Consider the following 25,297-nt stretch of genomic DNA (forward strand, 5'->3'; position numbering starts at 1 on the left):
CCGCCGTCAGCGGATCGCCGCCACGGCGCCCGACGTGCGCTCCAGGGGCGAGCGCGTCCCCCGGCGCGACACGGCCCCGTGCAGGACGATGAGCCGCCGCGTCACCCGCTCCAGTTGGATGCGCAGCAGCGACTCCTCCTCGGCTCCGGCCTCCGCGTGCTCCGCCGCGAGCGGCGCCTGCCGCAGCCACCCCTCCAGATCCGGCAGCGGCGAGGGCGGACGGCCCCGCACCACCGCGTCGGCGAGATCCTCCAACACCCCGCTCACGGTGTCCGCGAAGCGATCCAGCAGGGCCCGGCTCCGCTCGGGGAACGCCTCCCCTGGGGTCGCCGACAGGGCCACCACCGACGCCGCGAACCGCCGCAGGTAGGCGAGCAGGGTCATCAACGGCTCGAGCGGCTCGGTGCGCCGGCGTGGCTCGGAGAGCAGCCGCTGGAAGGAGGCCTCGGCGTTGAGCGTCGCCAGGCCCATCTTGCGCCGCGCCTCGGAGAAGCCCTCCTGGGGATCCCTCGACGGCTCGCGCCGGTTGGCGAACACCTGGAGGAAGTGCTCGCGGTTGGCCCGGAGCGCGGCGGAGATCTGCTCGGGAAGCAGCTGGTGCTCGGAGCGCTCCCACAACAACCAGGTGCCCGCCAGCGCCAGCGCGCCGCCGATGAGCGTGTTGAGGATGCGCACCCGGGCCAGTCCCCAGTCGCCCGTCCCCATCTCCGCCAGCAGCACGAAGGTGAGCGTGAGGAAGGCGGTATACAGCCCGTAGTTGAGCGGAATGACGGCGATGCTGGTCGCCACGGTGATGAACAGCAGCGGCGGGAGCGCCTGGGGGTATTGCTGGATGCTGGAGGCGGCCGCCGCGGCGAGGATGCCCCCCACCACCGTGCCGCCCACCCGCTGCAACCCCTTGAGGAACGTCGCGCCCGTGTAGGGCTGCATGATGGTGAGCACGGTGATCGTCACCCAATGGCCGTGGCTCGGAATGAACGCGAGCGACACGCAGACGGCGACCGTGGTGGTCAACCCCACCCGGAGCGCGTGGCGCAGCACCATGGAGTCCAACGAGAGGTTGTCGCGCACCGGCCCGAGCATCCACTGCGTCCAGGGGAGGGGCTCCGTCTGGCGCAGGGCGTTCGGATCGGCCAGGCGCGTCTCCGTCCGCGTCGCCGCACCCATGAAGTCGCGCAGCTGGGCGAGCAGCCGCAGCGCGTACAGGTACTTCGCCCGCTCCTCGGTTCCCGCCGCGGGCCGGGGGCTCTCCGGGGGCTCGAGCCCCCACTCCAGCGGGGGCAGGGGCTTCACCTTGCCCTCCGTCTCCACGCCCCGCGCGAGCGTCTGGAGCGACGCGCAGAAGCCGGCGACCGAACGTTCCACCAGCCGCCACGCCGGCTCGGTCCGGCGCTCGCGTGGCAGGCTCTCCATCACGTCGCTCAGGGCGATCACCGTGCCGAACATCGTGTCGGCGATCTGCAACAGCACCAGGAGCTGCTCGCCGCGCTGACTCTCGCCGCGGCCCCGGCGCGTGGCGGCGAGCGTGCTGCCCGCCACCTCCAGCGTCTCGCGAATCCGTGCGTGGTGGCGTTGGATGAGCCCCTGCCAGAGCGAGCCGTCCTCCTCTCCGGTGAACACCCGGTTCACCTCGCCCGCGTACTCCGCCAGATCCCGGAAGCACTGGGCGACGGCGAGCCGGGACGGCCGATAGGGCCGGATGGGCCAGAGCACGAGCGAGAGGAACATCGCCCACAGGCCACCCAGGGCCAGCATGCCCCCGCGCTCCAGGGCCTCTCCCAACCCCGAGGACGCGAAGGCCAGGGAGACGACGAAGGCGCTCGCGGCGGTGTTGCCCACCACGCTGGCGGCCACGCCGTAGACCCCCGCGAACGAGCAGGCCGTCACCCAGAGCAGCACCATCACGATGGTCAGCACCGGGTGCTCCCCGGCCACGGCGCCCAGGAAGGCCGCGAGCGCGCCGACGATCAGACCGGACGCCATGCTCGTGGCACGGGCCCGGTAGGAACCTCCCTTGTCGGCGAAGGAGACGTTGAACCCGCCCAGGCTCAGCCACACCCCATCGGGCAGCCCCAGGGCCGTGGCGACCACCACGGGGAAGATGGTCGCGATCGCCGCCCGGATCCCGGCCATCACCGCCGGCTTCACCGGAGCGAACCGGACCGCCTCCCTGGCGTGCTCGACCAGACGCCGCATCATCGTGCCCTCCTCCTTCAGGGGAGCACACTACCCGAGGACACCCCAGGCGCCAGGGCTCCTGTCGGCCAGAGAGCGCAGCGCGCTCACGCCTGACATGAGAAGATGGCGCGCACGACGTGGCGCTGGACTCCGGCGGCCCCTGCCCTCGAGTGAAATGATGTCGGGACTCGACGTACGGCTCATCGTGAGTTTCTGCCTGGTCATCGCCTTCGACCTGGCAATGCCCCTGCTCGTCGCGTTGTGGGCGCGGCGCCGGCTGGGCTTCGCCTGGAAGACGGTTGGCGTGGGAGCACTGGCCTTCGCTCTGTCACAACTGCTGACACGCGTGCCCGCGGTACAGGGGATTCAGTACCTGCTGCGCGAGGAGCTGAAGAACTCCCAGACCCTGCTCACCCTCTGGTTCGTCTTCCTGTCCCTGACCGCCGGACTGTTCGAGGAGACGGCACGGCTCATCGCCTTCAAACGCCCGCTCAAGGACTTCCGGCGCTGGCGCGACGCGGTGGGGTTCGGCATCGGCCATGGAGGACTGGAGGCGACCCTGCTGGTGGGAGGGATGGCCATCATCGGGCTCATCAACGTGGTGGTGCTCTCACGGATGGATCCCTCCACCCTTCCACTGTCCGCGGAGCAGCTCGAGCAGGTTCGCGCCGCGAAGGCCCAGGTGGCCGGGCTGCGCTGGTGGGAGCCCCTGCTGGGCGCCTATGAGCGGGTGTGGGCCCTGCTGTTCCACATCGCGATGAGCGTGCTGGTCCTCCAGCGGTTCCTCCGCGACCAACGCCGCTGGTACTGGCTGGCCGTGGGCCTCCATACCCTGTTCAACCTGAGCTCCGTCCTGGTGGCGCGAGCCGCGGGCAACGTGGCCGCCGAGGGCGTCGTCACGGTGTTCGGCCTGCTGTCGCTGTGGATCATCCTGCGGCTGCGCGAGAAGGGCGAAGAGGACGGGCCGACAGCCGAGCCCGTCCTCCCTTGAGGCGCGACGCGCCGTCCTCCCCTCAGTCGGAGCGCTTCGTTCCCCGAGGTGCCTCCGCCTCTCCATCCAGGGCACTGCGCAGGAGGAACTCCGCGACCCAGCGTTGAGCCCTCGCATCGTACGCGCCCCGCTCTCGCAGCCGCGCCCTCACGGCGAGCGCGAACACGTAGCTGCCCGCGTCGAGGGAGTCCGGCAGGGGACGCACGAAGAGGGTGTCCTCGGGCGGTGGGCAGAGCGCCTCCACCTCGCGAGCCCGTGCCGGCTCCGAGGCCAGACATGCCTCGGGGACGACCCCCCGCGCCGCCTCGAGCAGGCGGCGGGAGCGCTCGGCCCGGCGTGCCGAAGCCGCCATCCCCGCGCCCTCCCGGAGACGCTCGGGGAGCACCTCCCCACACGCGGTGGACAGCCCCGCTAGCAGGGCCTGTGCCCGCCGCTGGACGGAACCAAACCGCGCCGCCTCACCGAGGACCCGCTCCATGTCCGCATGACAGCGGGCGAGCACCTCGGGGGCAACGGGCTCCGCCCCTCGCGCCACCTCCGCGGAAGCACCGGGAGGAAGGGCGCCCACCAGCCACACCCCCAACACCAGGGCGGACAGGCTCATAGCCAGTTCTCCGGAACGCGCTCGCGACGGAGATCTCTCAAGCCCTCGGTCAGCAGGGGCAGCAGTCGCCGCGCCTCCGGGGGCGGCGGTTGACGGCGGGACAGCTCGGTCTCGAAGGACTGGATGACGGACAGCGCCTCGCCCCGGCCCAGCCGGGAGAAATCCGGGGCGCTCCAGCCCAGCGCCGCGAAGCCTCGCTGAAGGCTCGTCTGATGGGTCCGTTGAAACTGCTCGGCGACGTTGCCGTAGAAGAGGACCCGCAGCGTCTGATCCCTCGCCCGCTCCAGGCCCGCGCGCTCCGAGGCGGGGAGTTCGGGCCGTCCCAGCAGGGCCTGGAGGGTGTTGTAGTGCTCACGCAGCGGGCCGCGCTGGGCATCCCGAACCGCCTCCGCGCCCGAGAAGGAGCGCTCGAGGACGCCCTGGCCCGAGGCGTAGCGCGTCCGCAGTTCATCGAGGTTCGCGCTCACGGTGGCGGTCTGGTAGCCGTCGCGACGCGACCACACCGCGAGGTTCTCTCCCTTGCGCAGACCCCGGGCCGCATCCGCCTGGAGCGCGTTCACCTCGCCCCGCGTGGCCTTCTCCCAACGCGCCAGGTGGGCCGTGGAGCCGGAAGCGGCCCCGGGGGCACTGCCGTGATAGGCCCACACCGTGCGCACCTGGGGGAAGATGGCGCGCCACGCCTCCACCGAGGTCTGCCCTCCGTTGTAACAGGCCGCGACACACAGGTCCTCGATACCGGCCGCCGCGCGAGGCAGGGCCGCCGCGAGCTGGGCGATGTTGTCGCGCGACAGCACGCCATTCTTGAAGCCCCGCTCCTCGCCCCACAGGCTCGAGCCCCCGCTGTGTCCCGAGAGCACGAGGCGCGAGGGGATGACGCCGCCCTTCTCCGCCCGGGCCCACACCTGGGCCAGTTGCGCGAGCTCATCCCGGGCATCCTCTCCCGCGCCCGCGAGGGCCGCCGCCACCCGCTGGGACTGGGCCCAGGGCAACTCCAGGGTGGCCACGAAGGACTGGATGCCCGCCTCCCCCTTCAGATCGTGAACCCGCTCGCCCCCCCGCGCGCTCGAGGTCACGATCTGATCGTTCCGGGCGGTGTCCTGGAGGGTGGTCACCCGCGCCCTGGGATTGGCGCGGTGAATGGCTTCGGCTTCGGTCCCGGTATGAGGATTCATCCCGAGCACGAGCACATCATCGTTACGGCTCGAACCAACGCGGTTCATGTTCGCTTCTCCTCCGGCCGCGCGGGTTCTCCAGAATCCTTCACGGGTCAGGACGCGCGGCGAACCGCCCCAGGGCAAATCGCGGGCCAGCCGGACGCGAAGCGCGCTCCGAGACCACCGTGAGGAAGCGGCGCCAGGAGCCACGTCCCGTGCGGCGCCCACCATCCCTGGCCGGAGACGGTGACATCCTCCTCCCGGCACGCGACCCTTCGCCTGAAAGGCACCCCCATGCGCACCGCCTCGTGGATCCTGCTGCTCGTATGCGGGCTGGGCTGTAGCTCGGCCCGTCCGCCACCCCGACCCCTTCCCTCCTCCTCGACGGGTGCCCTGCTCACGGGACTCGTGCGGGGAGCCGATGGAACACCGCTGGAGGACGCGAGGGTCGCGCTGATCCCCTTCGTCCCCTCCTGGAATCTCCGGACGGATGCTCCGGTGGCGCTCGTCCAGTCAGGCGCCCAGGGCACCTTCGGACTCGGACCGCTCGCGCCCGGCGGCTATGGCCTTTCCGTCGTCACCCGCGAGGGCGCGGTCCTGTTCGCGAAGCGCCTCGAGGTGAAGGCGGGTGAAGCCGGGGCGCCCCGGGAGCTGCGAGTGCCGGAGGCCCGGGTGGCCTGGGACGTCACCGTGGTGGACGAGACGGGTGCACCCCTGCCGGGCGCGGAGCTGCGCGTCGTGCGAGTGGGCATGCCCTACGATGACGTCGCCTTCCCTCCGGCCACGTCCACGGGCCGCTTCCACCTGGAGACGACGCGCGAGGGCTCGTACAGCCTCATCGCCTCGGCACCGGGCTTCACGACGCGGATGCATCCGGTACCGCGGCTGGGAGAGGCCGTCGTGGTGACCCTGGAGCGCGCCGCGGACGAGGCGATGCGGCGGGCGGCCGTGGAGTGGCTCAGGCGCAACGGCCTGAGGCTCCAGTCCGTGGAGGCGGGACGGGGCTTCGAGGATCTGGCTCCGCTCCAGCCCGTGCTCCAGGACGTGCGGGTGGTGGCCCTGGGCGAGGCCACGCACGGCACCCGGGAGTTCTTCCAGCTCAAGCACCGCCTCTTCGAATTCCTCGTCACCCGGATGGGCTTCACCGTCCTGGCGCTCGAGAGCAACTTCGCCGAGATGCTCGCCCTCGACGACTACGTCCTCACCGGACGAGGCGATCCCGCGGAACTCTTGAAGGGAGAGACGTGGGACACCCAGGAGGTGCTGGAGCTCGTGCGGTGGATGCGCCGGTACAACGAGGATCCCTCGCACCCGAGGAAGCTCCGGCTCCAGGGCGTGGACATGCAGTACTCGCCCGCGGCGGTGGCCCGGCTGTTGGCCTACCTGACGAAGGTGGACCCCGCCCGGGCCGCGCAGTTCCAGGCGCCGCTCGCGCCCCTCACCGAGCGCAACGCGGGCACCTTCCTCCGGCTCCCCAAGGAGCGCCGCCAGGAGATGCGTGCGCTGCTCGACACCCTCGCCGAGCACTTCGAGCGCGAGCGCGGGCCCTACACCCGCCAGTCGAGCCCCGAGGAGTGGACCCTGGCGAGACAGAACCTCCGGGTGCTGCGCCAGTACCTGGGCCACCTGCTCCACGAGGAGGGCGCGGAGAGGGATCGGGCCATGGCGGAGAACCTGCTCTGGCTGCTGGAGCAGGCGGGGCCTGGGACGCGGGCCGTGGTGTGGGCGCACAACGGGCATGTGAAGCGAGGTCCGGGCGAGTGGGGGGACATGCCCATGGGGAGACACCTCGCGAAGGCGCTCGGCCCGGCGCTGTATGCCTTCGGGTTCGCCTTCCACCAGGGCGCCTTCCAGGCCTTCAACATGGATCCGAACCCACCGCCGGAGCGCAAGGGCATGGTGGAGTTCTCCGTCCCGCCCTCCCCCGAGGGCTCGCTGGATGACATGCTCGCCCGCGCGGGAGCCCCCCTGCTGGCGGTGGATCTCCGCGCGCTGCCGCGTGGCGGTCCCGCCTACGAATGGTGGCGCCGCACCCAGCTCACGCATGACATCGGCTTCGTCTACTCGGACCAGGGCTACCCGGCGGTGGGCTCGGTGCGGGCCTTGGAATGCTACGACGGGCTGCTCTTCGTGGAGCGCACCACCCGGGCCCGGCCCAATCCGTGACAGCGCCCAGGCTCAGCTCGTGGCCTTGAGGACCATGAGCTCGCCCTTGCCCACGGGGACCAGGACCCGCGTCGCGCCCGGCTCCTGGCGGATCCGCTCCACCAGCGGCTCCATTTCCGCCGCGTGACTGACGGCGTTGTCCACCACGAGCAGGCCGTTGGACCGCAGCCCGCGCCACAGATCGGGCCACCACGAGGCGTAGGGCTTGCGGTCCGCGTCGAGGAAGATGAAGTCCCAGCTCCCAGCGGCTCCGCGGGCGAGATGGACGCCGGCGTCCCCGGTGAGCGGCTCCACCACGTGCTCGAGGCCCGCCCGGCGCAGGTTGTGGATCGCGAGCTGCGTCTTCCGGGCGTCCACGTCGAGCGTCGTGACCCGGCCGCCCACCGCGGCGGCCGCCGACGCGAGCCACACCGTGGAGTAGCCGTTGGAGGTCCCGATCTCCAGGATGTTCCGGGCGGACATCGAGCGCACGAGGACCGAGAGGAACACGCCCGTCTCCGGCGTGATGTTGAGCATCTTCGACGCGCGCTCCGGGGTGGTCGCGTCGTTGTGCTCTCCGAAGGTTTCGAGCTCTTCCAGCAGCTCGCGCAGGCCTGAAGGGTACGAGATGGACATGGGGGAGACATAGCGCGGGCCCCGTGCGCGATGCTTCGGCGCTCATCGAAATGACGCCCTGGCTATAGTTACCCCATGTCGATCGATCCGAATCCCGCCTTTCCCGCCGCGCGCCATGAGGTGGCGCGGATTGGCGCGCTGCTGGGAGAGCCGAGCCGGGCCGCCATCCTGCTGGCGCTGCTGGATGGAAACCCCCACTCGGCGGGAGACCTCGCCAGGGCGGCCCGCGTCACCCCCCAGACAGCCAGCGCCCACCTGGCGAAGCTCGTCGAGGGGGGCCTGCTCTCGGTGAAGCAGGAAGGACGCGACCGCCACTTCCGCCTCGCCAGTGGCCGCGTGGCCGATACGCTCGTCGCCGTCGCGAGCCTCTCCCCCACTCCCGCCGTCACGCGACAGCGGCTGGCCCTGGAGCCGGTCCGGCGGGCCTTCCGCCGGGCGAGGATCTGCCATCACCACCTCGCCGGAGAGCTTGGGGTGGCCGTCACCGAAGCGCTGCTCCAGCGCGGCTTCCTCCGGCGGCGCCCGCACGGCTATGCCCTCACGAGCGCCGGCCGGACCTGGATGGAGACCCTGGGCGTCACGGTCCACGAGGAGCGAGCGGACACCGTCGACTTCGCGACCGCGTGTCCGGATTGGACCGAGGAGTGCTCCCACCTGGGGGGCCGCGTCGCGGAGGCGCTGACCTCGCGGCTGCTGGAGCTGGGCTGGTTCAAGAAGGTCCCGCGGGTGCGTACGCTGCGCCTGACCTCTCTCGGAGAACAGGGCCTGGCCAGGGAGCTCGGCATCGCGGCGCGCACCTCCTGAGCCGGGGGGGCGCTGGGTCAGGCTTTGTCCATTCGAGCCAGACAGACACCGGACAAACCCTGTTCACGGCTTCTCCCCTGGGAAGAGAGCAGGAGGACGCGGGAAACATTCCGGTCTGACCAGGTGTTGAGCCGTTCCTCGAATGTCAGAACAGAACTCCCGGCCACCTGCCACCCTGGCCCGATCCACGCTCATCCACATGGGCGTGCGCATCGGCGCCATCATCTTCCTGACCACGCTGGCCAGCTACGTGCACATGTTCCAGACGTTGCGTGAGGACGCACGTGCGCAGTTGGAACGGCACGTGATGGAGCGCAGTCAACGAGAACAGGCCATCTTCGTCCTGGCGGAAGACAACCACACCCTGCTCAAGAAGGCGCTGATGGAGCGCATCCTGGCCTGGAGCCAGCAGGACCCCAACCCCCGCTTCGACAGCCTGTTCACCCAGCAGCCAGACGGCTCGGTCCGCTCCCACGCGGAGGGCTTCGACGCGACGAAGATGGTGGGTGTCTTCATCCCCCCAGGCGTGAAGCTCGACACGGAGCTGCGCCGCCGCATCCTGGCCGCCCACGACGTCCTCATGCAGTACGGGCCCGCCTTCTCGACACGCTTCAACAGCACCTACGTCACCCTGGTGGAAGGGCCGCTGCTCACCTACTGGCCCTCGGTCCCCAACTGGGCCCAGAACATGCCAGCGGACGATCCGACGCTCGAGTACGAGTACTACACCATCAGCACGCCCGGGAAGAACCCGAGCCGGCGCACGGTCTGGAGCGGCATCTTCAAGTATCCCGTCACCCAACAGTGGATGGTCACGGTCACCACCCCGCTGGACCTGGAGGGCCACCACGTCGCCTCGCTCGCCCATGACGTCCTGCTGGATGAGCTGATGGATCGCTCCATCGAGGACCACCTGGACAACGCCTACAACCTGCTCGTGCGCGATGATGGCCAGCTCATCGCCCATCCCTCGCTGAACCTCCAGGAGGCCAACGTCGGCTACAACATCCTGGGCGGCGCGCTGAAGCCGGGGGAGGTTCCCCCGAAGCTGGGTTCCGAGGAGCAGCGGACCCATCTGCGGCAGCTCTTCGAGCAGGTGCGCGCTCGCGCTCCCGACGAGAGCGTCCTGGAACTCGAGGAGCATGACGAGTACCTGGCCGTGGACCGGCTCGAGGGACCGGAGTGGAACTTCGTCACGGTGCTCCCCAGGAGCGTGGTGTCCGCGGCGGCCTTGCGGTCGGCGCGCTATGTCCTGGTGTTCGGTCTGATGTCGCTGCTGCTGGAGCTGATCATCATGTACTGGGTGCTCCAGCGGCAGATTGCCCGGCCCCTGCTGGGACTCACCCAGGCGGCCGATCACGTGGCTTCCGGTGACTTCCAGGTGGAGCTGGACTGCGCGCGGCGTGATGAGCTGGGGCGCCTGGCGAGTGCCTTCCGGACCATGTCCGACAAGGTACGGCAGCGGGAGGAGCAGCTGCGGCAGGCCAACGATGGGCTGGAGCAGCGGGTGGAGGAGCGCACCCGGGAGTTGAAGACGGTCCACGGGCAACTGGTGCAGACGGCCCGGCAGGCGGGCATGGCGGAGATCGCCACCAACGTGCTGCACAACGTGGGCAATGTGCTCAACAGCGTCTACACCTCTTCCCAGCTCGCGCTGGACAGCGTGCGCGAGCTGCGGCTGGAGCACGTGAGCAAGATGGCCCACCTGCTCGAGAAGCACCAGGAGGAGCTCGACACCTTCATCCGGCGGGACGAACGCGGACGCAACGTGCTGCCCTTCCTGCACAAGCTGGGCGGCAACCTGCTGGAAGAGCGTCAGAAGATCATCGGTCTGCTCGAGGACGTGTGCCGGTACACGGAGCACATTGGAGACATCGTCAAGGTGCAGCAGAACCATGCCCGGACGCCCCGGCTCAGCGAGCCCGTCTCGCTCGCGACGCTCGTGGACGACGCGATGCGCATCAACACGGCCGCGCTCAGCCGGCACCAGGTGAAGGAAGTGCGGCAGCTGACCTACCTGCCCCCGGTGATGACAGACAAGCACAAGGTGCTGATGATCCTGGTCAACCTCATCAGCAACGCGAAGTACGCCATGGATGACATCCCCGCGGAGCAGCGCCTGCTGACCGTGAAGCTGGACGTCCCCGTCACCGACCGCGTGCGCATCGAGGTTCGCGACAACGGCATGGGCATCGCCCAGGAAATGATGACGCGTATCTTCCAGTACGGCTTCACCACCCGCCAGGAGGGGCATGGCTTCGGCCTGCACTCCTGCGCGGTGGCGGCCCAGGAGCTGGGCGGCACCCTGAAGGCCCACAGCGAGGGACCCGGGCGCGGCGCCACGTTCACGCTGGAGCTTCCCTACCAACCCATCGAGGAGACTTCCAGCTCATGACGGACCCCCAGAAACGAATCCTGGTCATCGACGACTCATCCGCCATCCACAAGGATGTCCTGCGCATCCTCTGCCCGGAGCACAAGACGGACAGCGGTGAGCTGGATCTGCTGGAAGACGCCCTCTTCGGCATGCCCTCCTCCAGCAAGCGCACGGCCGCGGTGGAGTTCGAGGTGGACTCGGCCTTCCAGGGACAAGAAGGACTGGCCAAGGTGAAGGAGGCCCAGAGCACTGGCCACCCCTATGAGCTGGTCTTCCTGGACTACCGCATGCCGCCGGGCTGGAACGGCGTGGAGACGCTGCGGCACCTGCGTCAGGTGGCGCCCTCGCTGCGGGTGGTGCTCTGCTCGGCCTACTGCGACTACACCTGGGAGGACATCCGCCGCGAGTTCGGCGAGTCCGAGCTGCTGCTGGAGCTGAGAAAGCCCTTCAACAGCCAGAAATTGCGCCAGCTCGCGCTCGAGCTCACCGGCGCGCAGCACGCGTAGCGCCCGGCGAAGCACCTTCGCGCAACCGCGTGCCACGGCCCCCGGCCAGGTGCCATGCCCCTGGCCACGAGGAGGCCCTTGAAGTTATAGGGGCGCACGCTTCATCCCCGAGAAGGCACTCCTCGCTTGAACACACGCCCCGGCCCTCCCCCCGGCGCCCGGCACGCCTCCCTTCCATGGGAAGCGGGGCCGGGCGTCGTCGACGACTCCCCTTCTCCTCACGCGGTCCACCGCCCCCTCTCGGTGCTCCCCGAGCTGCTGAGGCTCGGCCTGGGCGAGGTGCCACACGAGGTGACGCGCGCCCGCCCCGGCCCGTCCCACGAGCGCTTCAGCTACCCCGGCGTCCCGATCGTGGAGTTGCGGCGGGCCCGCCAGTGGACACCGGAGCGCGGGGGCATGTGCGGAGTCCAGGCCAATGCCCACACCATCGCCGCCTATCAGGCCCTCGACGTCCACATGGCGCAAAGGAAGGCGGGCAGCGCCGGCTCGCGCTCCCGGAAGAGCGTCTCGAGCGCACGGCTCCAACGCTCACCTGGCGTTCCCTTCTCCTGCTGGCTCATGTGTGACTCCTGGGGAGGGTCCACGCTGCATGGGGATCCATCACTTCAGGGCCTTGAACACGGGGCACCCGAAGCGGCGCACCGTCCTGGCGCCCAGGGCGAGCGCCACGACACGCGTGATCTGCTCGATCGCCGAGTTCGTCTCCAGGCGGTCGTACTCCGTCGCGAACGTCAAGATGAGGTGGATCGTTCCGAGCGAGGAGTCCTCGAAGAGGGTCATGCTCTTGAAGCCAGGGTAGTCGGAGAGGCCCTCCAGGGCGCGTTCCCGGGCGATGGCATCCACGCGCGAGAACTCCCGGGGATCGGCTCCCTCGAAGACGATGACTTCCGCGGCCTTCATGACATCCTCTCGGGCGCCACACCCTCTCGCCCGAGGCGCGCTTCATACATGGCCTGCCCGCCGCTGACCAGGGACGCGCGGCCCCCCCGAGATGCTCGGCCTTCCAAGCATTTCCGCGGGCCACGGTCCACGTGGCGGCCGAGCCGCCCGGGCCCTCCCGCCGGACGTCAGAGCACGTTCGCGTCGAGGAAGGCGCCCAGCTCCTTGGCCATCGCCGCGTGGACCTCGGCCGTGGGGTGCCAGTCCTCGCCGTAGGGGTCGGTCATGACGGGGGTATAGGCGAAGTAGTAGACCTTCGAGTCCCCCTCCTCGCGGAGGGAGTCCACCATCTCGGAGACGAACTTCTGGATGAGCGTCCAGTGCTTGCGTCCCACGGGATAGTTGTCGTTCATCAGCGGGCCGATGGAGCAGACGATCTTCGCATCGGGGTAATACCCGCGCAGCTGCTGGACGAAGGCCTTGTAGGCCTGTTGGAAGGGCTTGGCGGGCGGGGCGCTCGGCGTCTTCGTCTCATCGCGCACGTTGAAGTCATTGTTGCCCAGGTTGATGACGATGACCTCGGGCACGAAGAGCTTGGTGTCCCAGAGCGGCTTGTCCTGGCCGGGGTAGATGCGGCGGTAGAGGTTGGGGAAGGCCTTGTCTCCCGTCGCGCCATTCAGGTTGCGGTAGACGCCCATGCCGGAGATGCAGGTGGTGATCACCTCGGCGTTGTACTTGCGGCCCAGCAGTGAGCCATAGGCCTTGGAGATGTCCTCGTTCTTCGAGTGGTAGCCGGTGTTCGGCTCGGTGTAGGTCGGGGCGAAGATGCGCACCTCGTTGCCATAGCCGCAGGTGATGGAGTCGCCGATGAACTCCATGCGCCGCTCGGGCCGGGGGGGTGGCTCCAACAGGCTGCCCTGGACGCTGACCCCCAGGAAGCGGATGTTGCCGGCATAGGACTCGGTCCGCTTGACGATCTCGATGACGTGCTCGCCAGGAGGCAGGGCCCGCGCCCCCCGGAGCATCCCGGCCTCGGGGCGCAGCTCGACCCTGGCGGCCTGTTCGCCATCCACGAGGATGTTGACGAAGTTGGTGTGCTCGTCGCCGCCCTTGCCCTTGTCCTCGAAGGACACGTCCACGCCGGTGCAATCACAGCGGAAGCGGATGGTGGTCCCCGGGTGCGCATAGGTCGGCCCATCCGGAGTGGTGAAGTCCATGCGCCCGATGAACTGCAACCGGTTGTCATTCGCGGGGAAGTCGTACCAGGGGTCGAAAGGCTCACATCCAGCCATGCCGAGAACGAGGGGCAACCACAACCAGCGCGCGAGAATCATCCAGGCCTCCTGCGCGCGACTATGGCCGGAGCCACTCGGGGCGTCACGCGCTATTGACGAGACATGGAATCCTCATGGGACCCATCTTCCATTGATTGCCCGGCTGTCCACATGAGAGAGATTGCATGTCCACTGAAGGCTTCCAGACCGTCTGGAATCCAGACCCGAGCGGCGCATGCGGTTAACATGGGGCGCATGACGCCCACCGCCGTGCCGTTCGATCTCAATCCCGTCAGTGCCCAGAACCTCGCGGACCCGGTTCCGTTCTACCGGGAGCTCCAGCGCCAGGCGCCCGTGTACTGGGCGCAACCCATCAATACCTGGCTGGTGTCCCGCCACGAGGACGTGGTGGCCGGCTTCCGCGACCCGCGCCTGAGCGCCAACCGGACGGCGTTCTTCGAGCACCAGGTGCAGAGCCTCGGCCCGGCCAGCATCCAGGACTTCATGAAGATCATCCGCAATCAGGTGTTCATGAAGGACGGCGCCGAGCACATCCGGCTGCGCCGCAACATGAACCCGGGCTTCACGGCCCAGTCGCTCGACAAATGGCGGCCCGCCATCCGCCGCACGATGGAGCAGTTGCTCGAGCACGTCCAGGCCCGTGGCCAGATGGATCTGGTGAAGGAGATCTCCTACGAGCTGCCCCCGCTCGTCATCGCCGAGCTGTTCGGCATCCCGGTGGAGGATCGCGAGCGTTTCCGGGCCTGGTCCAAGCCCATCGCGGACTTCTCCAGCCCCGCGCCGGGCGCGGACATGGGCGTGCTGGTGCAGGAGGTCAACCGGGCGATGATGGCGTTCAGTGGCTACCTGACGAAGATCGTCGAGGAGCGCCGGAGCGCGCCCGGGCCGGACATCCTCAGCCAGATGGTGAGCGCCGAGGAAGAGGGCAAGCTGACGACGGAGGAGGTGGTGGCCAACGCGCTGCTGCTGCTGTTCGCCGGGCACACCACCACCACGGACCAGTTCAGCAACTGCGTCCATGCGCTGCTGACCAACCCCGACCAGTTGAAGGCGCTGCGGGACAACCCCGGCCTGCTCGGCTCGACCGTCGAGGAGAGCATCCGCTTCAACCCGGCGGTGCCCTTCATCGGCCGCTTCGCGGTGGAGGACTTCGAGCTGCGCGGGCAGACGATCCGCAAGGGCTCGCACGTGATGTTCGCCCTGGGCGCCGCCAACCGCGACCCGGAGGTGTTCTCCGAGCCGGACCGGTTCGACATCACCCGGGACATGACGCAGACGCGGCACGTGGGCTTCGGGTTCGGTCCGCACCAGTGCATCGGGTCCGGCCTGGCCCGCCGCGAGCTGGAGATCGCCCTCGAGCTGCTGCTCCAACGGCTGCCCGGCCTGCGCCTGGACGAGGAGCACACGCCCGTCAAACACCACAGCCTGGCGTTCCGCGGGTTCTCCTCGCTGCACGTCCGGTGGTAGGCAGGCGGGGACACCCACCAGAGCGGAGTCAACCCATGAAGTCGGTGAAGGGAAGGGTCGCGGCCATCACGGGCGCGGGTTCGGGAATCGGCCGCGCGACGGCCGAGCTGCTCGCGCGCAGCGGCTGCCATGTGGCCATCTCCGACGTGAACGAGCAGGGCCTCGAGCAGACGGCGGAGAAGTGCCGGGTCCACGGCGCGCGGGTGCACACGGCGCGGGTGGACGTCGCGAATCGCGAGGCGGTGCACGCCTGGGCCGACGAGGTGGCGCGGGAGCTGGGCGCGGTCCACCTCGTCATCAACAACGCCGGGGTCGCCCTGGGCGCCACCATCGAGGACACCCGGTACGAGGACTTCGAGTGGCTCATGAACATCAACTTCTGGGGCGTGGTGCACGGCACCAAGGCCTTCCTGCCGCACCTCAAGGCGGCGGGAGAGGGCCACATCGTCAACGTCTCGAGCGTCTTCGGGCTCATCGCCGTGCCGACCCAGGCGGCCTACAACGCCGCGAAGTTCGCCGTGAAGGGCTTCACCGAGGCGCTGCGCCAGGAGCTGGAGGTCGAGGGACTTCCCATCGGGGTCACGTGCGTGCACCCGGGCGGCATCAAGACGAACATCGCCCGGAGCGCCCGGAGCATCCCCCGCAAGGGCTGGGTGGGGCCGGACTCCTCCGCGGACTTCGAGAAGCTCTTCTCCACCACGCCCGAGCGCGCCGCGTCCGACATCCTCTCCGCCGTCCTCAAGAACCGGCGGCGGCTGCTCATCGGCTCGGACGCCGTGCTCATCGATCTGCTGCAGCGCCTGCTGCCCACGCTCTACCAGCGCCTGCTGGTGGCGGGAGCGCGGCGGCGGTGGAGGAAGATGATGTTGTCCGCGGGCCCACCCTCCTGACGCCGAGGAGCGGACACAGGAAGCAAGCACATTGACAAGGCGTCCACGCCCGAGCAGAAGCGAGAGCATCCACCAGTCACCAGGGGGCTCACGATGCGCCACACGCTTGCGATGCTGTGCTGTCTGCTGTCCACGGGTTGTCTGACAACGACGCCGGCCGCCTACAGCAAGGTACCGAAGGAGCGCGCCACCGAGTGCGCCACGAACTGCGAGGAGCTGGGCATGAAGTTGAGCGGGGTGGTCATCATCAGGAACTCCGCCGGATGTGTGTGCGAGCCGAAGGACTCGGAGACGAAGGTCTCGACGGGCGCGGTGTCGGCCGCGGCGGGAGGCGCGCTCCTCACCGAGGAGGACGAGGAGGCGGCATCGACGGCCCAGTGGAACGCGCAACAGAGTAACGCCACGAGCCCGCGCAACTGAGCCAGACGACTCCTCCGGTTGGAGCACGACACGTCCGCGCTACTTGATCAGTGGAAGACAGTGTCTGGCGCCGAGCCGTCCCGCTCGGCATGACGGGGTAGCATGGAGGTACGCGCCGACAAGGACCCCTCCATGACCGTCCGTTTCAACCACACGATCATCGCCGCGAAGGACAAGGTGCGCTCCGCGCGATTCCTCGCCGAACTGCTCGGGCTGCCCGAGCCGCGACCCTTCGGGCCCTTCCAGGCCGTCAAGCTGGATGACGGGGTGTCGCTGGACTACATCGAATCCGGCGTCGACATTCCCGGCCAGCATTATGCCTTCCTCGTGTCGGACGACGTGTTCGACGCGCTGATCGCCAAGATCCGCGAGCGCGGAATCCAGCACTGGGCCGACCCGCATGGCCAGCACCCCGGAGAGATCAACACCCACGATGGGGGACGAGGGGTCTACTTCCAGGATCCCTCGGGTCACCTCATGGAGGCCATCACCGTCCCCTACGGCGGCTGGTGACGGGCGCTCCGCCCCCAGAACGAGCCCCAAATCCTAACGCGCGGGCGTGAGCCGCCCGTACTTGCGCAGGGCCTGGATGAGCCGGTCATGCGGCAGGGCGAACACGCGAACGCCATCCGCCCCTGTCTGGGTTTCCGCGGTGAGCAAGGCATTGAGGATAGCCTCCTGCGTGGCCTGCACCGTCGCCGCGAAGAGCGGGTTGAGGTGCTCGTTGTCCAGGAAGCCCACCTGGGCCACCCGGCTCCCGGACGGAGGCTTCGTCGGCTGGGTGGAGAAGGCCAGGAAGATGTCGCCCGAGGAGTCCTCGCCCAATCCCCCCATCTTCCCGATGGCGAGCGGCACGCGGCGGGCGATGCGGCCCAACTGGTGCGGCAGCAACGGAGCGTCCGTGGCCACCACCACGATGATGGAGCCCAGGCCCTCCGACACGGAGCGAGGGGTGACCTCCGCTCGCTGGGCACAGGGCTTCAAGTCCTTGGTGAACGCGGAGGAAGGCGCCTCGTTCCCCGTGTGGCAGGGCAAGAGATCCTTGATCTCCTGGCCTACCGGAACCCCGTCCACCGAGAACAGGCTTCGGCTGCCGTAGTTGCACTGCACCAGCACGCCGAGCGTGTAGCCCCCGAGCGACTCGGGCAGCCGGCGCGAGGCCGTTCCAATCCCTCCCTTGAAGCCGTGGCAGATCATCCCCGTGCCGCCGCCCACGTTCCCCTCGGCCACCGGACCCCCGCGAGCCCCGTCGATGGCACGCACGGCATGCTCCGCCTTCACGTGGAACCCATCGATGTCGTTGAGGATGCCGTCATAGGTCTCCGCCACCACGGGCAGGGCCAGCTCCCATGCCGCGCCATGCTGGACGCCCCAGGACACCACCGCGTCGCGCACCACCCCCACGCTGTTGGTGTTGGTCAGCATGACGGGACCCGCGAGCAGGCCCGACTCGTTCACCCAATGCGTGCCCGTCATCTCGCCATTGCCATTGAGGGCGTAGGTGGCGGCGAACACGGACTCGGCCAGCCGGGCGCGGCCCCGGGGCAGCACCGCGGTGACGCCCGTGCGCACCGGGCCCTTGCCCACCTGGAGCCGGCCCTCGCCGGAGATGAGCGTCGTCTGGCCCACCTCCACCCCGGGCACGTCGGTGATCGCATCGAGCGGGCCCGCCTGGCCCCCGAAGGTGATGCCCAGTTCGCGCGCCCGGGGCTTCCGGGGCGCGGCGTCCTCCTTCGGAGGAGTTGGGGCAAGCCCCAGGAGGAACAGCGCGGCCAAAGGGACGAAGACGCGGAGGTTCATGAGCCGGAAAACACCACGGCCCCTCCTGGAATGCCAATGCAGGAGCGAGAACTCATCGTACCGGGAGAGCCTGGAAGGCGACGCCATCCAGGCTCAGTCGCTGGCAGGCGTCGACGAAGCGCTCGGTGCAGACAATGACGGTGGAGAAGTCCACCAACCTGAACAGGTCCAGGTGAACGGGAATCGTGGAGGCGTCCAGCAACCGGCTCTTGGGCAAGGTCCGCCTTTCACGACCGCAGCGCGCGCAAGGCGGCTTGCGGTCGGGTGGCAGGCAGTCTGGATGCAGACGACCCGCGTCGAGAAACTCCAGTTCGAGCAACTCGGGGGGCTGGCGCTGGCGGAAGTGGAGTTGATGAGGGCAACCCTTGAGCCCTCGAACTCCCTCGGCCTGGAGCTTTTCGAGGGCCTCGCGTTGAAGCAACAGCCACCATGGCCAAGGAGATGAAAGCGCTCCAAAGCGCCCCGTTGCTCTACCCACGAGGGGACCTAACGACATTCCTGGTTCCGGCAGCGCGTCTGGAGGGAGCAGGGGACGGACCAGCGCACACAAGCGTTCATACTCCTCGATGGGCTCGGCGCGCACCTGCTCGAAATCGGCGAGCGAAGCCACTGGAGTGAGGTCCACCGAGGGATAGGCTCTGGAGTTATCGCCCCAGGTGGACTGGCAGGTGGGACAACGTAAAACACCTGGGAGTCCCCACTTGTGAGTGCCGTCGATGGAGCCCGTGTAGCCTGCCGCCCTGTCTGCCTCGATGATGAAGTAACGCACTTCCGGATGCTCCGGCCGCCTTTGTCAACGGCAGTAATAGGGCACGAACTGAGCATTCACACCGAATCTCGACATGAGTGTGAACGCGAACTGCCAGATCTCCTCCTGGGTTGCTCCTATATTTTCCTTTCGGAATTCCCTCCAGGCCTGATTCCACTGTCCTCCTTGTGGACCACCACTGTGAAGCCTCGCGTGGAAGCTTCTGGGGAGGGGAATGGTGTAGGCGTGGATGTCGATCTGCTTGAGCTTGAACCAGTTCACCAACTCTGGTTGCTGAGGGAAGATGTGGTGTTTCTCGAGGGGCTCTGGCGGCGGGATGCAGGAAAGGGGACGCGCCTTACGCGCGAACTGGCCGCGAGTGTTCCAGTGGTACCAGGGAATCTCGAAGACGGGTTCCACGCCCGTGGGCGCGGCCAGAGTACGTCCCCACCAGCGGCCGGGATGAGCCATCGGGGGCGGACGAAGACCCACCGTGCCTCGTGCCAACACCACGGGCGCGGCACCCTCTTCATCCAGCGTCTGACAGCGCCAGAGCGTACAGCGCGCCTCGTCGCAGGCGGGAATGACACACGCCGGGTCTGCTCGGGCCTCTTCCCACGAGACCATAGGCGTGGGCGCCAGGCCCTCCCGCTGTGCGGGGACAGGCGTGGTGACACAAGCGCCCAGCAGGACGTAGAGCACGGCAAGAGCGCATCCCCAATAACGCAGGCCGTTCATCCGACCCAGCCTACCGCTCCAAGAGCAATGGCAGGTGTTCTTCGAGGAACGACGAAGTGAAGTTGACGGGCGCTCGAAACACCACGGCCCCTCCTGGATTGCCAGGAAGGGCCGTGGGGCACCGCACGTCGGGTAACAGAGACTACTTCACGCGCTCGATGAGGGCGGCGGCGCCCATGCCACCACCGATGCACATCGTCACCACGCCGTAGCGGCCGTCGCGGCGCTTGAGCTCGCTCAGGATGGTGGCGACCATGCGCGCACCGGACACGCCCAGCGGGTGGCCCAGGGCGATGGCGCCGCCGTTCGGGTTGGCCTTCTCCAGGGGCACGCCCAGCTCACGCAGGCAGTGCAGCGCCTGCGCCGCGAACGCCTCGTTGAGCTCGAAGACGTCGATGTCCTCGATCTTGAGGTTGTTCTTCGCCAGCAGCTTCTTCACCGCCGGCACCGGGCCCACGCCCATGATCTCCGGCGGCACGCCCGCCACCTGGAAGTCCACGAAGTAGCCGAGCGGCTTGATGCCCAGCTCCTTCGCCTTCTCCTCGCTCATCACCACCGCGGCGGCGGCGCCGTCCGTCAGCGGCGAGGCGTTACCGGCCGTCACCACGCCCTTCTGGTTGAAGGCGGGACGCAGCTTGGCGAGCCCCTCCAGCGTGGTCTCCGGGCGCAGGATGGTGTCCACGGACACCGTCACCTGCCTGGCGTTGCCTTCCTCGTCATACACGGTGGTGGTGACGGGGAAGATCTCGTCCTTGAACTTGCCCTGCTCGCGCGCGGTGGCCGCCTTGCGCTGGCTCTCGTAGGCGAACTTGTCCGCGTCCTCGCGCGACACGCTGTAGCGCGAGGCGATGTTCTCCGCGGTGACGCCCATGGAGGTGTAGACCTCGGGGAACTTCTCCATGATCTCCGGGTTGGCGCTCACCTTGTTGCCGCCCATGGGCACCATGGTCATGGACTCGGTGCCACCGGCCACGGCGACCTGGATGGACCCCGCCTGGATGGCCTGCGCCGCCTGGGCGATGGACTGCACGCCCGACGAGCAGAAGCGGTTGATGGTCATCCCCGGCACGGTGTCCGGCAGACCCGCCAGCAACGAGGCGTTGCGCGCCACGTTCATTCCCTGCTCCGCCTCGGGCATCGCACAGCCGAGGATGACGTCCTCGACCTGCTCGGCCTTGAGACCGGGCACGCGCGCCACGGCCTCCTTGATGGCGAGGGCCGCGAGCGTATCGGGCCGGGTATCCTTGAACTCTCCCTTGTGCGCGCGGGTGAACGGGGTACGCACCGCGCTGGCAATCACGACTCGACCGGGCATCTGTCTGTCTCCTCGCCCGGGGAGCGAACCCCGGGCCTTGAATGCTTGAAAACTGGATGACGTGGGACTTCCCGTAACGCCGCTGGCTCAGTTGCGCAGCGGCTTGCCCTTCTCGAGCATGTACTGCAGCCGGTCCTGCGTCTTCTCCTCGCCCGCCAGGCTCAGGAACGCCTCCAGCTCCAGCTCCAGCACCCGCTCCTCGGACAGGAGCACCGAGGGGCTGGTGTCTCCGCCGGTGAGCACCCGGGCGAGCTTCTGGGCGATCTTCCGATCGTGCGCGGACACCTGACCGTTGAGCTCCATGTCGTAGAGCATCATGTCGATGGTGGCGTAGCCGCTGGGCCCGGGCAGGCGGAAGCGCGTGGGGCGCGGCGCGCGGAAGCCCGCGTTGGCCATGCCAATCACCCGCTGCTTGGCGTCCGACAGGAGGAAGTCCCGGTTGGCGCTGATGCCGTCGGCCGCGGTGAGGAAGCCCATCTCGCGCGCTTCCTCGGCGCTGGTGCCCACCTTGGCGGTGCCGATGGTGAGGAACACCTTCTTGATGAAGGGGAAGGGATCGAAGTCCTTGTCCCCCGCGTACGCGCCCATCACGTTGCGCAGGAACATCATCGTGCCGCCGCCGCCGGGGATGAGGCCCACGCCCACCTCGACGAGGCCCATGTACAGCTCGCTCGAGGCCTGGATGGCGTTGCCGCCCAGGGCCACCTCGGCGCCGCCGCCGAGCGTCAGGTTGAAGGGCGCGGTCACCACGGGCACCGGGCTGTAGCGCATGCGCTGGTTGGCCGTCTGCAGCGCGCCCGCCATCTTGCGCAGCGTCTCGAACTCGCCGGCCTTGGCCGCCCACAGCATGGAGAAGATGTTGGCGCCGGCGGAGAAGTTGCCGCCGTCGTTGCCCACCACCAGGCCGCGGAAGTTCTTCTCCGTCTCATCGAGCGCGGTGTTCATCATCTCGATGATGCCGTCGTCGATGGAGTTCATCTTCGAGTGGAACTCGAGCAGCGTCACGCCATCGCCCATGTCCCAGAGGCTGGCGCTGTCGTTGCCGGAGATCTTCTTGTTGCCGCGCTTGAGGTACTCCACGCGCAGGGTGCGCGGGTTCTGCGCCACGGTCTTCACGGACTTGCTGGGGATGTCCCAGTAGGTGTCCTTGCCGTTCTCCACGCCGTAGAAGGACGTGCGGCCCGCGGCCAGCATCTCCTCCACCCACGCGGCGGGCTTGAGGCCCAGTTCCTTCATGCGCTCCACGCCCTGCTTCACGCCGAAGGCATCCCAGGTCTCGAAGGGCCCCAGGTCCCAGCCGAAGCCCCAGCGCATGGCGCCGTCCACGTTGACCACGTCGTCGGCGATCTCCGGAATGCGGCGGCTCGCGTAGGCGAGCGTATCCAGCGTGACGCGCTCGGCGAACTTCGCCGCCTTGTCCTGGCCGCGCATCACCGTGGCCACGCGCTCGCGCACGTTCTCCACGTCCTTGGCGGCACCCAGCGACTCGTAGCGCACCTTGCCCTGGGGCCGGTACTCGAACGTCTTCAGGTCCAGCGCGAGGATGTCCTTGCCACCCGAGGCCCGGTCCTTCTTGTAGAAGCCGCCGCCGGTCTTGTCGCCCAGCATCCCCTTCTCCACCATCTTCTTGAGGAAGTCGGGGGCGGCGAACACCTCGCGCTCTTCATCGTGCGCGAGCGTGTCGTAGCAGTTCTTGGCCACGTGGCTGAAGGTGTCCAGGCCGACGATGTCCGCGGTGCGGAACACCGCCGACTTGGGGCGGCCCATGGCGGGGCCGAAGATCTTGTCCACCTCCTCGATGGACAGCTCCGCCTTCTGCATGTCCGCCAGCACCCGCATCATCCCGTAGGTGCCGATGCGGTTGGCGATGAAGTTGGTGGTGTCCTTGCCGTACACCACGCCCTTGCCGAGCACCTCCTCGCCGAACTGGTGGATCGTCTTCATCACCTCGGGCGACGTCTCCGGGCCCGCGACGAGCTCCAACAGCTTCATGTAGCGCACCGGGTTGAAGAAGTGCGTGACGAGGAAGCGCTTGCGGAACTCGGGGCCGCGGCCCTCCAGCATGCCCTTGATGGACAGGCCGGAGGTGTTGGAGCTGATGATGGCGTCCTTGCGCGCGTGCTGCTCCACCTTGGCGAACAGGGCCTGCTTGACGGACAGCTCCTCCTTCACCACCTCGATGACCCAGTCACACTCGGCGATGCGCCCGATGTCGTCCTCGAGGTTGCCGATCTCCAGCGCGCCCAGCGCCTGCTCGGTGGTGATGGGGCTGGGCTTCTGCTTGCGCAGGTTCGCCAGGGCGCCCAGCGTGAACTTGTTGCGAAACGCCTTGGAGGCCGTGTCCTCGCCGGGCGCCGCCTTGGGCGGCACGATGTCCAGGAGGAGAGCGCGAACACCCGAGTTGGCCAGGTGCGCGGCGATGCCACTGCCCATCACGCCCGCTCCCAGCACTGCCACTTTGCGGATCCGCATCGTCATCGAATGAGGCTCCCAATCAGGAAAAAGGAATGGCGGGAGACATCGCGCCGGTTGATTCAAAAGTCAATCGCCTGTTGAGGTCCCCTCTGTGGAGGCGTGGAGGGTAAGGTGCGCCCCATGGCCCGACGCGATCCGCACTCGTACAGTGATGACCTCCAACCCGAGACCGAGCGCCTCACCTGGAAGGCGCGCGTGGACTTCGAGTCCAAGCGGCTGCACGCCGAGGCGACCCTCACGTTGAAGGAGGCGTCCGCGGGGCCCTTGGACCTGGATACCCGGGAGCTGGACGTGGAGTCGGTGGTGGATGGGGAAGGCCGGCCCCTGTCGTTTCTCGTGTCACCTGCCGAACCCATCCTGGGCAGCCGCCTGCGCGTGGAGCTGCGTCCGGGTGTGAGGCAACTGACGGTGCGCTACCGCACCTCGCCCGGAGCGAGCGCCCTGCAGTGGCTCACGCCCGTGCAGACGGCGGGCGGCCAGGCGCCCTACCTCTTCAGCCAGTGCCAGGCCATCCACGCGCGCTCGGTGGTGCCGATGCAGGACACGCCGCGGCTGCGCATCCGCTACGAGGCGGAGCTCACCGTGCCGCGCGAGCTGCGCGCGGTGATGGCCGCGGGCTTCGTCGGGCGCGAGGAGAAGGGAGCGGAGGCGGTGGAGCGCTACGAGATGCCCCAGCCCATTCCGCCCTACCTGCTGGCGTTCGCGGTGGGGCGGATCGCCTCCAAGGAGCTGGGGCCTCGCTCGCGCGTGTGGGCCGAGCCCGAGCTGCTCGAGCGTGCCGCGGCCGAGTTCGAGGACGTGGACGCCATGCTGCGCGCGGCCGAGGCGCTCTTCGGCCCGTATGACTGGGAACGGTTCGATCTGCTGACGATGCCGCCCTCGTTCCCCTACGGGGGCATGGAGAACCCGCGCCTGACGTTCCTCACCCCCACGCTGCTCGCCGGGGACAAGAGCCTGGTGTCGGTGGTGGCGCACGAGCTGGCGCATTCCTGGACGGGCAACCTCGTCACCAACGCGTCCGCCGAGCACTTCTGGCTCAACGAGGGCTTCACCGTCTTCGCCGAGCGGCGCATCGTGGAGGCGCTCTACGGCAAGGACGTGGCGGCACTGCACGCCACCCTGGGCCGGGGCGCGCTGGTGGAGACGCTCCAGCACTTCAAGGAGCACCCCCAGCTCACGTGCCTGCGCACCCACCTGACGGGCGTGGATCCGGACGAGGCCTTCTCGCTCGTGCCGTACGAGAAGGGCTTCCTCTTCCTGCGCGCCCTGGAGGACGCGGTGGGCCGCGACGCCTTCGACGGCTTCCTGCGCGACTACCTCCAGGCGCACCGCTTCCAGGCGCTCACCACCGAGGAGTTCACCGCCTTCGTGGAGCGGCGCCTGCCGGGGGCGCTGGCGAAGGTGGACGCGGAGGCCTACCTGAGCCGGCCGGGCATCCCCCCGGGCGCGCCCACGGCCCACTCCGAGCGGCTCGCGGCCCTGGCACACTTCACGGGACGTGTGCCCTCCGCCGAGGACGTGAAGGACTGGACCCCGGCCGAGTGGCAGCTCTACATCGAGCGGCTGCCCGCGCAGACGCCGCGCAAGACGCTGCGCGAGCTGGACGAGCGCTTCCACCTCACCCGGAGCGGCAACGCGGAGGTGCTGGTGGCGTGGCTCACGGTGGCGCTGCGCTCGGGCTGGGAGCCCGCCTGGGAGCGCGCCGCGACCTACCTCGGCGAGGTGGGCCGGATGAAGTACCTCAAGCCCCTCTATGGCGCGCTGTTGACGAGCCCCGAGGGCAAGGTGCGCGCGCGGCAGCTCTTCCAGGACTACGCCGAGCGCTATCACCCCATCGCCCGGGCGTCGGTCGAGTCCATGCTCCAGCGCGCCTGA

Annotated in this window: 22 protein-coding genes; 10 read left to right on the top strand and 12 right to left on the bottom strand. The window is 68.7% G+C overall.

Translation table 11 applies throughout. The features are described from left to right. Nucleotides 1-6: 6 nt before the first annotated feature. Entirely contained in the window at nucleotides 7-2,199 is a 2,193-nt protein-coding gene (locus tag F0U63_RS34205) for an FUSC family protein (RefSeq protein ID WP_395836551.1), read from the bottom strand. 154 nt (nucleotides 2,200-2,353) lie between these two features. Between F0U63_RS34205 and F0U63_RS34210 the strand changes: the two genes are divergently transcribed. Continuing rightward, entirely contained in the window at nucleotides 2,354-3,169 is an 816-nt protein-coding gene (locus F0U63_RS34210; RefSeq protein ID WP_395836553.1) for a YhfC family intramembrane metalloprotease, read from the top strand. Between the two features lie 22 nt (nucleotides 3,170-3,191). On the opposite strand, the gene F0U63_RS34215 is transcribed toward F0U63_RS34210, so the two are convergent. Together F0U63_RS34215 and F0U63_RS34220 are read right to left on the bottom strand one after the other, a co-directional pair. Beyond that, the gene (locus F0U63_RS34215; protein WP_395836555.1) at nucleotides 3,192-3,773 is read right to left on the bottom strand and encodes a hypothetical protein; all 582 of its coding nucleotides are present in this window, start codon (nucleotides 3,771-3,773) and stop codon (nucleotides 3,192-3,194) included. Next, a complete protein-coding gene (locus F0U63_RS34220) occupies nucleotides 3,770-4,993 on the bottom strand; it encodes a hypothetical protein (RefSeq protein ID WP_395836557.1) in 1,224 nt (407 codons plus the stop codon). Before F0U63_RS34220 ends, F0U63_RS34215 begins: the two co-directional genes overlap by 4 nt. Nucleotides 4,994-5,221: 228 nt before the next feature. On the opposite strand from F0U63_RS34220, the gene F0U63_RS34225 reads away from it, so the two are divergent. Then, nucleotides 5,222-7,093, top strand: coding sequence for an erythromycin esterase family protein (locus tag F0U63_RS34225; RefSeq protein ID WP_395836559.1), 1,872 nt, complete (start codon nucleotides 5,222-5,224; stop codon nucleotides 7,091-7,093). Between the two features lie 12 nt (nucleotides 7,094-7,105). Here the strand turns inward: F0U63_RS34225 and F0U63_RS34230 are convergent, their stop codons facing one another. Continuing rightward, nucleotides 7,106-7,708 (bottom strand): O-methyltransferase, encoded by a 603-nt coding sequence (locus F0U63_RS34230; protein ID WP_395836561.1) that lies wholly within the window; start codon nucleotides 7,706-7,708, stop codon nucleotides 7,106-7,108. Between the two features lie 75 nt (nucleotides 7,709-7,783). On the opposite strand from F0U63_RS34230, the gene F0U63_RS34235 reads away from it, so the two are divergent. The 3 genes from F0U63_RS34235 (at nucleotide 7,784) to F0U63_RS34245 (ending at nucleotide 11,395) form a co-directional block, all read left to right on the top strand. After that, nucleotides 7,784-8,512 carry an ArsR/SmtB family transcription factor gene (locus F0U63_RS34235; RefSeq protein WP_395836563.1) on the top strand — a complete coding sequence of 243 codons (729 nt, stop codon included), beginning with the start codon at nucleotides 7,784-7,786 and terminating at the stop codon, nucleotides 8,510-8,512. A 142-nt stretch (nucleotides 8,513-8,654) separates the two neighbouring features. After that, complete coding sequence (locus F0U63_RS34240; protein WP_395836565.1) at nucleotides 8,655-10,907, top strand: ATP-binding protein; 2,253 nt, start codon at nucleotides 8,655-8,657, stop codon at nucleotides 10,905-10,907. Beyond that, nucleotides 10,904-11,395: a response regulator gene (locus F0U63_RS34245; RefSeq protein WP_395836567.1), complete on the top strand. Its 492-nt coding sequence runs from the start codon at nucleotides 10,904-10,906 to the stop codon at nucleotides 11,393-11,395. Before F0U63_RS34240 ends, F0U63_RS34245 begins: the two co-directional genes overlap by 4 nt. A gap of 437 nt (nucleotides 11,396-11,832) precedes the next feature. Here F0U63_RS34245 and F0U63_RS34250 read toward each other — a convergent pair whose 3' ends face one another. From F0U63_RS34250 to F0U63_RS34260, 3 genes are all read right to left on the bottom strand, one after another. Next, on the bottom strand, nucleotides 11,833-11,955 hold the full coding sequence (locus tag F0U63_RS34250; protein WP_395836569.1) for a hypothetical protein: 123 nt from the start codon (nucleotides 11,953-11,955) through the stop codon (nucleotides 11,833-11,835). Between the two features lie 40 nt (nucleotides 11,956-11,995). Beyond that, nucleotides 11,996-12,295 (bottom strand): hypothetical protein, encoded by a 300-nt coding sequence (locus tag F0U63_RS34255; protein ID WP_395836571.1) that lies wholly within the window; start codon nucleotides 12,293-12,295, stop codon nucleotides 11,996-11,998. 167 nt (nucleotides 12,296-12,462) lie between these two features. Next, entirely contained in the window at nucleotides 12,463-13,608 is a 1,146-nt protein-coding gene (locus tag F0U63_RS34260; protein ID WP_395836573.1) for a GDSL-type esterase/lipase family protein, read from the bottom strand. Between the two features lie 186 nt (nucleotides 13,609-13,794). On the opposite strand from F0U63_RS34260, the gene F0U63_RS34265 reads away from it, so the two are divergent. From F0U63_RS34265 to F0U63_RS34280, 4 genes are all read left to right on the top strand, one after another. Continuing rightward, complete coding sequence (locus tag F0U63_RS34265) at nucleotides 13,795-15,036, top strand: cytochrome P450 (protein ID WP_395836575.1); 1,242 nt, start codon at nucleotides 13,795-13,797, stop codon at nucleotides 15,034-15,036. Nucleotides 15,037-15,071: 35 nt separating this feature from the next. Beyond that, nucleotides 15,072-15,926 (top strand): SDR family NAD(P)-dependent oxidoreductase, encoded by an 855-nt coding sequence (locus F0U63_RS34270; RefSeq protein WP_395836577.1) that lies wholly within the window; start codon nucleotides 15,072-15,074, stop codon nucleotides 15,924-15,926. 93 nt (nucleotides 15,927-16,019) lie between these two features. Next, a complete protein-coding gene (locus tag F0U63_RS34275; RefSeq protein ID WP_395836579.1) occupies nucleotides 16,020-16,346 on the top strand; it encodes a hypothetical protein in 327 nt (108 codons plus the stop codon). A 132-nt stretch (nucleotides 16,347-16,478) separates the two neighbouring features. Next, nucleotides 16,479-16,859: a VOC family protein gene (locus F0U63_RS34280; RefSeq protein ID WP_395836581.1), complete on the top strand. Its 381-nt coding sequence runs from the start codon at nucleotides 16,479-16,481 to the stop codon at nucleotides 16,857-16,859. A 33-nt stretch (nucleotides 16,860-16,892) separates the two neighbouring features. On the opposite strand, the gene F0U63_RS34285 is transcribed toward F0U63_RS34280, so the two are convergent. The 5 genes from F0U63_RS34285 to F0U63_RS34305 all read right to left on the bottom strand — a co-directional run bounded on the left by F0U63_RS34285 (nucleotide 16,893) and on the right by F0U63_RS34305 (nucleotide 23,425). Then, complete coding sequence (locus tag F0U63_RS34285; protein WP_395836583.1) at nucleotides 16,893-18,146, bottom strand: P1 family peptidase; 1,254 nt, start codon at nucleotides 18,144-18,146, stop codon at nucleotides 16,893-16,895. Nucleotides 18,147-18,198: 52 nt separating this feature from the next. After that, entirely contained in the window at nucleotides 18,199-18,915 is a 717-nt protein-coding gene (locus F0U63_RS34290) for a double-CXXCG motif protein (protein WP_395836585.1), read from the bottom strand. A gap of 24 nt (nucleotides 18,916-18,939) precedes the next feature. After that, nucleotides 18,940-19,632, bottom strand: a complete 693-nt coding sequence (locus tag F0U63_RS34295) for a TIGR02269 family lipoprotein (RefSeq protein WP_395836587.1) — start codon at nucleotides 19,630-19,632, stop codon at nucleotides 18,940-18,942. A 142-nt stretch (nucleotides 19,633-19,774) separates the two neighbouring features. Then, nucleotides 19,775-20,947, bottom strand: coding sequence for a thiolase family protein (locus F0U63_RS34300; protein ID WP_395836589.1), 1,173 nt, complete (start codon nucleotides 20,945-20,947; stop codon nucleotides 19,775-19,777). 87 nt (nucleotides 20,948-21,034) lie between these two features. After that, nucleotides 21,035-23,425, bottom strand: coding sequence for a 3-hydroxyacyl-CoA dehydrogenase/enoyl-CoA hydratase family protein (locus tag F0U63_RS34305; protein WP_395836591.1), 2,391 nt, complete (start codon nucleotides 23,423-23,425; stop codon nucleotides 21,035-21,037). Nucleotides 23,426-23,542: 117 nt separating this feature from the next. Here F0U63_RS34305 and F0U63_RS34310 point away from each other — a divergent pair, with 117 nt between their 5' ends. Continuing rightward, nucleotides 23,543-25,297, top strand: a complete 1,755-nt coding sequence (locus F0U63_RS34310) for a M1 family metallopeptidase (protein WP_395836593.1) — start codon at nucleotides 23,543-23,545, stop codon at nucleotides 25,295-25,297.

This window comes from Cystobacter fuscus, assembly GCF_044360685.1.
Lineage (GTDB): Bacteria > Myxococcota > Myxococcia > Myxococcales > Myxococcaceae > Cystobacter > Cystobacter fuscus_C.

Excerpts from the sequence above, each read along its gene's own strand:
- F0U63_RS34205 (WP_395836551.1), bottom strand. The coding sequence starts at position 2,199 with ATGATGCGGCGTCTGGTCGAGCACGCCAGGGAGGCGGTCCGGTTCGCT.
- F0U63_RS34210 (WP_395836553.1), top strand. The coding sequence starts at position 2,354 with ATGATGTCGGGACTCGACGTACGGCTCATCGTGAGTTTCTGCCTGGTC.
- F0U63_RS34215 (WP_395836555.1), bottom strand. The coding sequence starts at position 3,773 with ATGAGCCTGTCCGCCCTGGTGTTGGGGGTGTGGCTGGTGGGCGCCCTT.
- F0U63_RS34220 (WP_395836557.1), bottom strand. The coding sequence starts at position 4,993 with ATGAACCGCGTTGGTTCGAGCCGTAACGATGATGTGCTCGTGCTCGGG.
- F0U63_RS34225 (WP_395836559.1), top strand. The coding sequence starts at position 5,222 with ATGCGCACCGCCTCGTGGATCCTGCTGCTCGTATGCGGGCTGGGCTGT.
- F0U63_RS34230 (WP_395836561.1), bottom strand. The coding sequence starts at position 7,708 with ATGTCCATCTCGTACCCTTCAGGCCTGCGCGAGCTGCTGGAAGAGCTC.
- F0U63_RS34235 (WP_395836563.1), top strand. The coding sequence starts at position 7,784 with ATGTCGATCGATCCGAATCCCGCCTTTCCCGCCGCGCGCCATGAGGTG.
- F0U63_RS34240 (WP_395836565.1), top strand. The coding sequence starts at position 8,655 with ATGTCAGAACAGAACTCCCGGCCACCTGCCACCCTGGCCCGATCCACG.
- F0U63_RS34245 (WP_395836567.1), top strand. The coding sequence starts at position 10,904 with ATGACGGACCCCCAGAAACGAATCCTGGTCATCGACGACTCATCCGCC.
- F0U63_RS34250 (WP_395836569.1), bottom strand. The coding sequence starts at position 11,955 with ATGAGCCAGCAGGAGAAGGGAACGCCAGGTGAGCGTTGGAGCCGTGCG.
- F0U63_RS34255 (WP_395836571.1), bottom strand. The coding sequence starts at position 12,295 with ATGAAGGCCGCGGAAGTCATCGTCTTCGAGGGAGCCGATCCCCGGGAG.
- F0U63_RS34260 (WP_395836573.1), bottom strand. The coding sequence starts at position 13,608 with ATGATTCTCGCGCGCTGGTTGTGGTTGCCCCTCGTTCTCGGCATGGCT.
- F0U63_RS34265 (WP_395836575.1), top strand. The coding sequence starts at position 13,795 with ATGGGGCGCATGACGCCCACCGCCGTGCCGTTCGATCTCAATCCCGTC.
- F0U63_RS34270 (WP_395836577.1), top strand. The coding sequence starts at position 15,072 with ATGAAGTCGGTGAAGGGAAGGGTCGCGGCCATCACGGGCGCGGGTTCG.
- F0U63_RS34275 (WP_395836579.1), top strand. The coding sequence starts at position 16,020 with ATGCGCCACACGCTTGCGATGCTGTGCTGTCTGCTGTCCACGGGTTGT.
- F0U63_RS34280 (WP_395836581.1), top strand. The coding sequence starts at position 16,479 with ATGACCGTCCGTTTCAACCACACGATCATCGCCGCGAAGGACAAGGTG.
- F0U63_RS34285 (WP_395836583.1), bottom strand. The coding sequence starts at position 18,146 with ATGAACCTCCGCGTCTTCGTCCCTTTGGCCGCGCTGTTCCTCCTGGGG.
- F0U63_RS34295 (WP_395836587.1), bottom strand. The coding sequence starts at position 19,632 with ATGAACGGCCTGCGTTATTGGGGATGCGCTCTTGCCGTGCTCTACGTC.
- F0U63_RS34300 (WP_395836589.1), bottom strand. The coding sequence starts at position 20,947 with ATGCCCGGTCGAGTCGTGATTGCCAGCGCGGTGCGTACCCCGTTCACC.
- F0U63_RS34305 (WP_395836591.1), bottom strand. The coding sequence starts at position 23,425 with ATGACGATGCGGATCCGCAAAGTGGCAGTGCTGGGAGCGGGCGTGATG.
- F0U63_RS34310 (WP_395836593.1), top strand. The coding sequence starts at position 23,543 with ATGGCCCGACGCGATCCGCACTCGTACAGTGATGACCTCCAACCCGAG.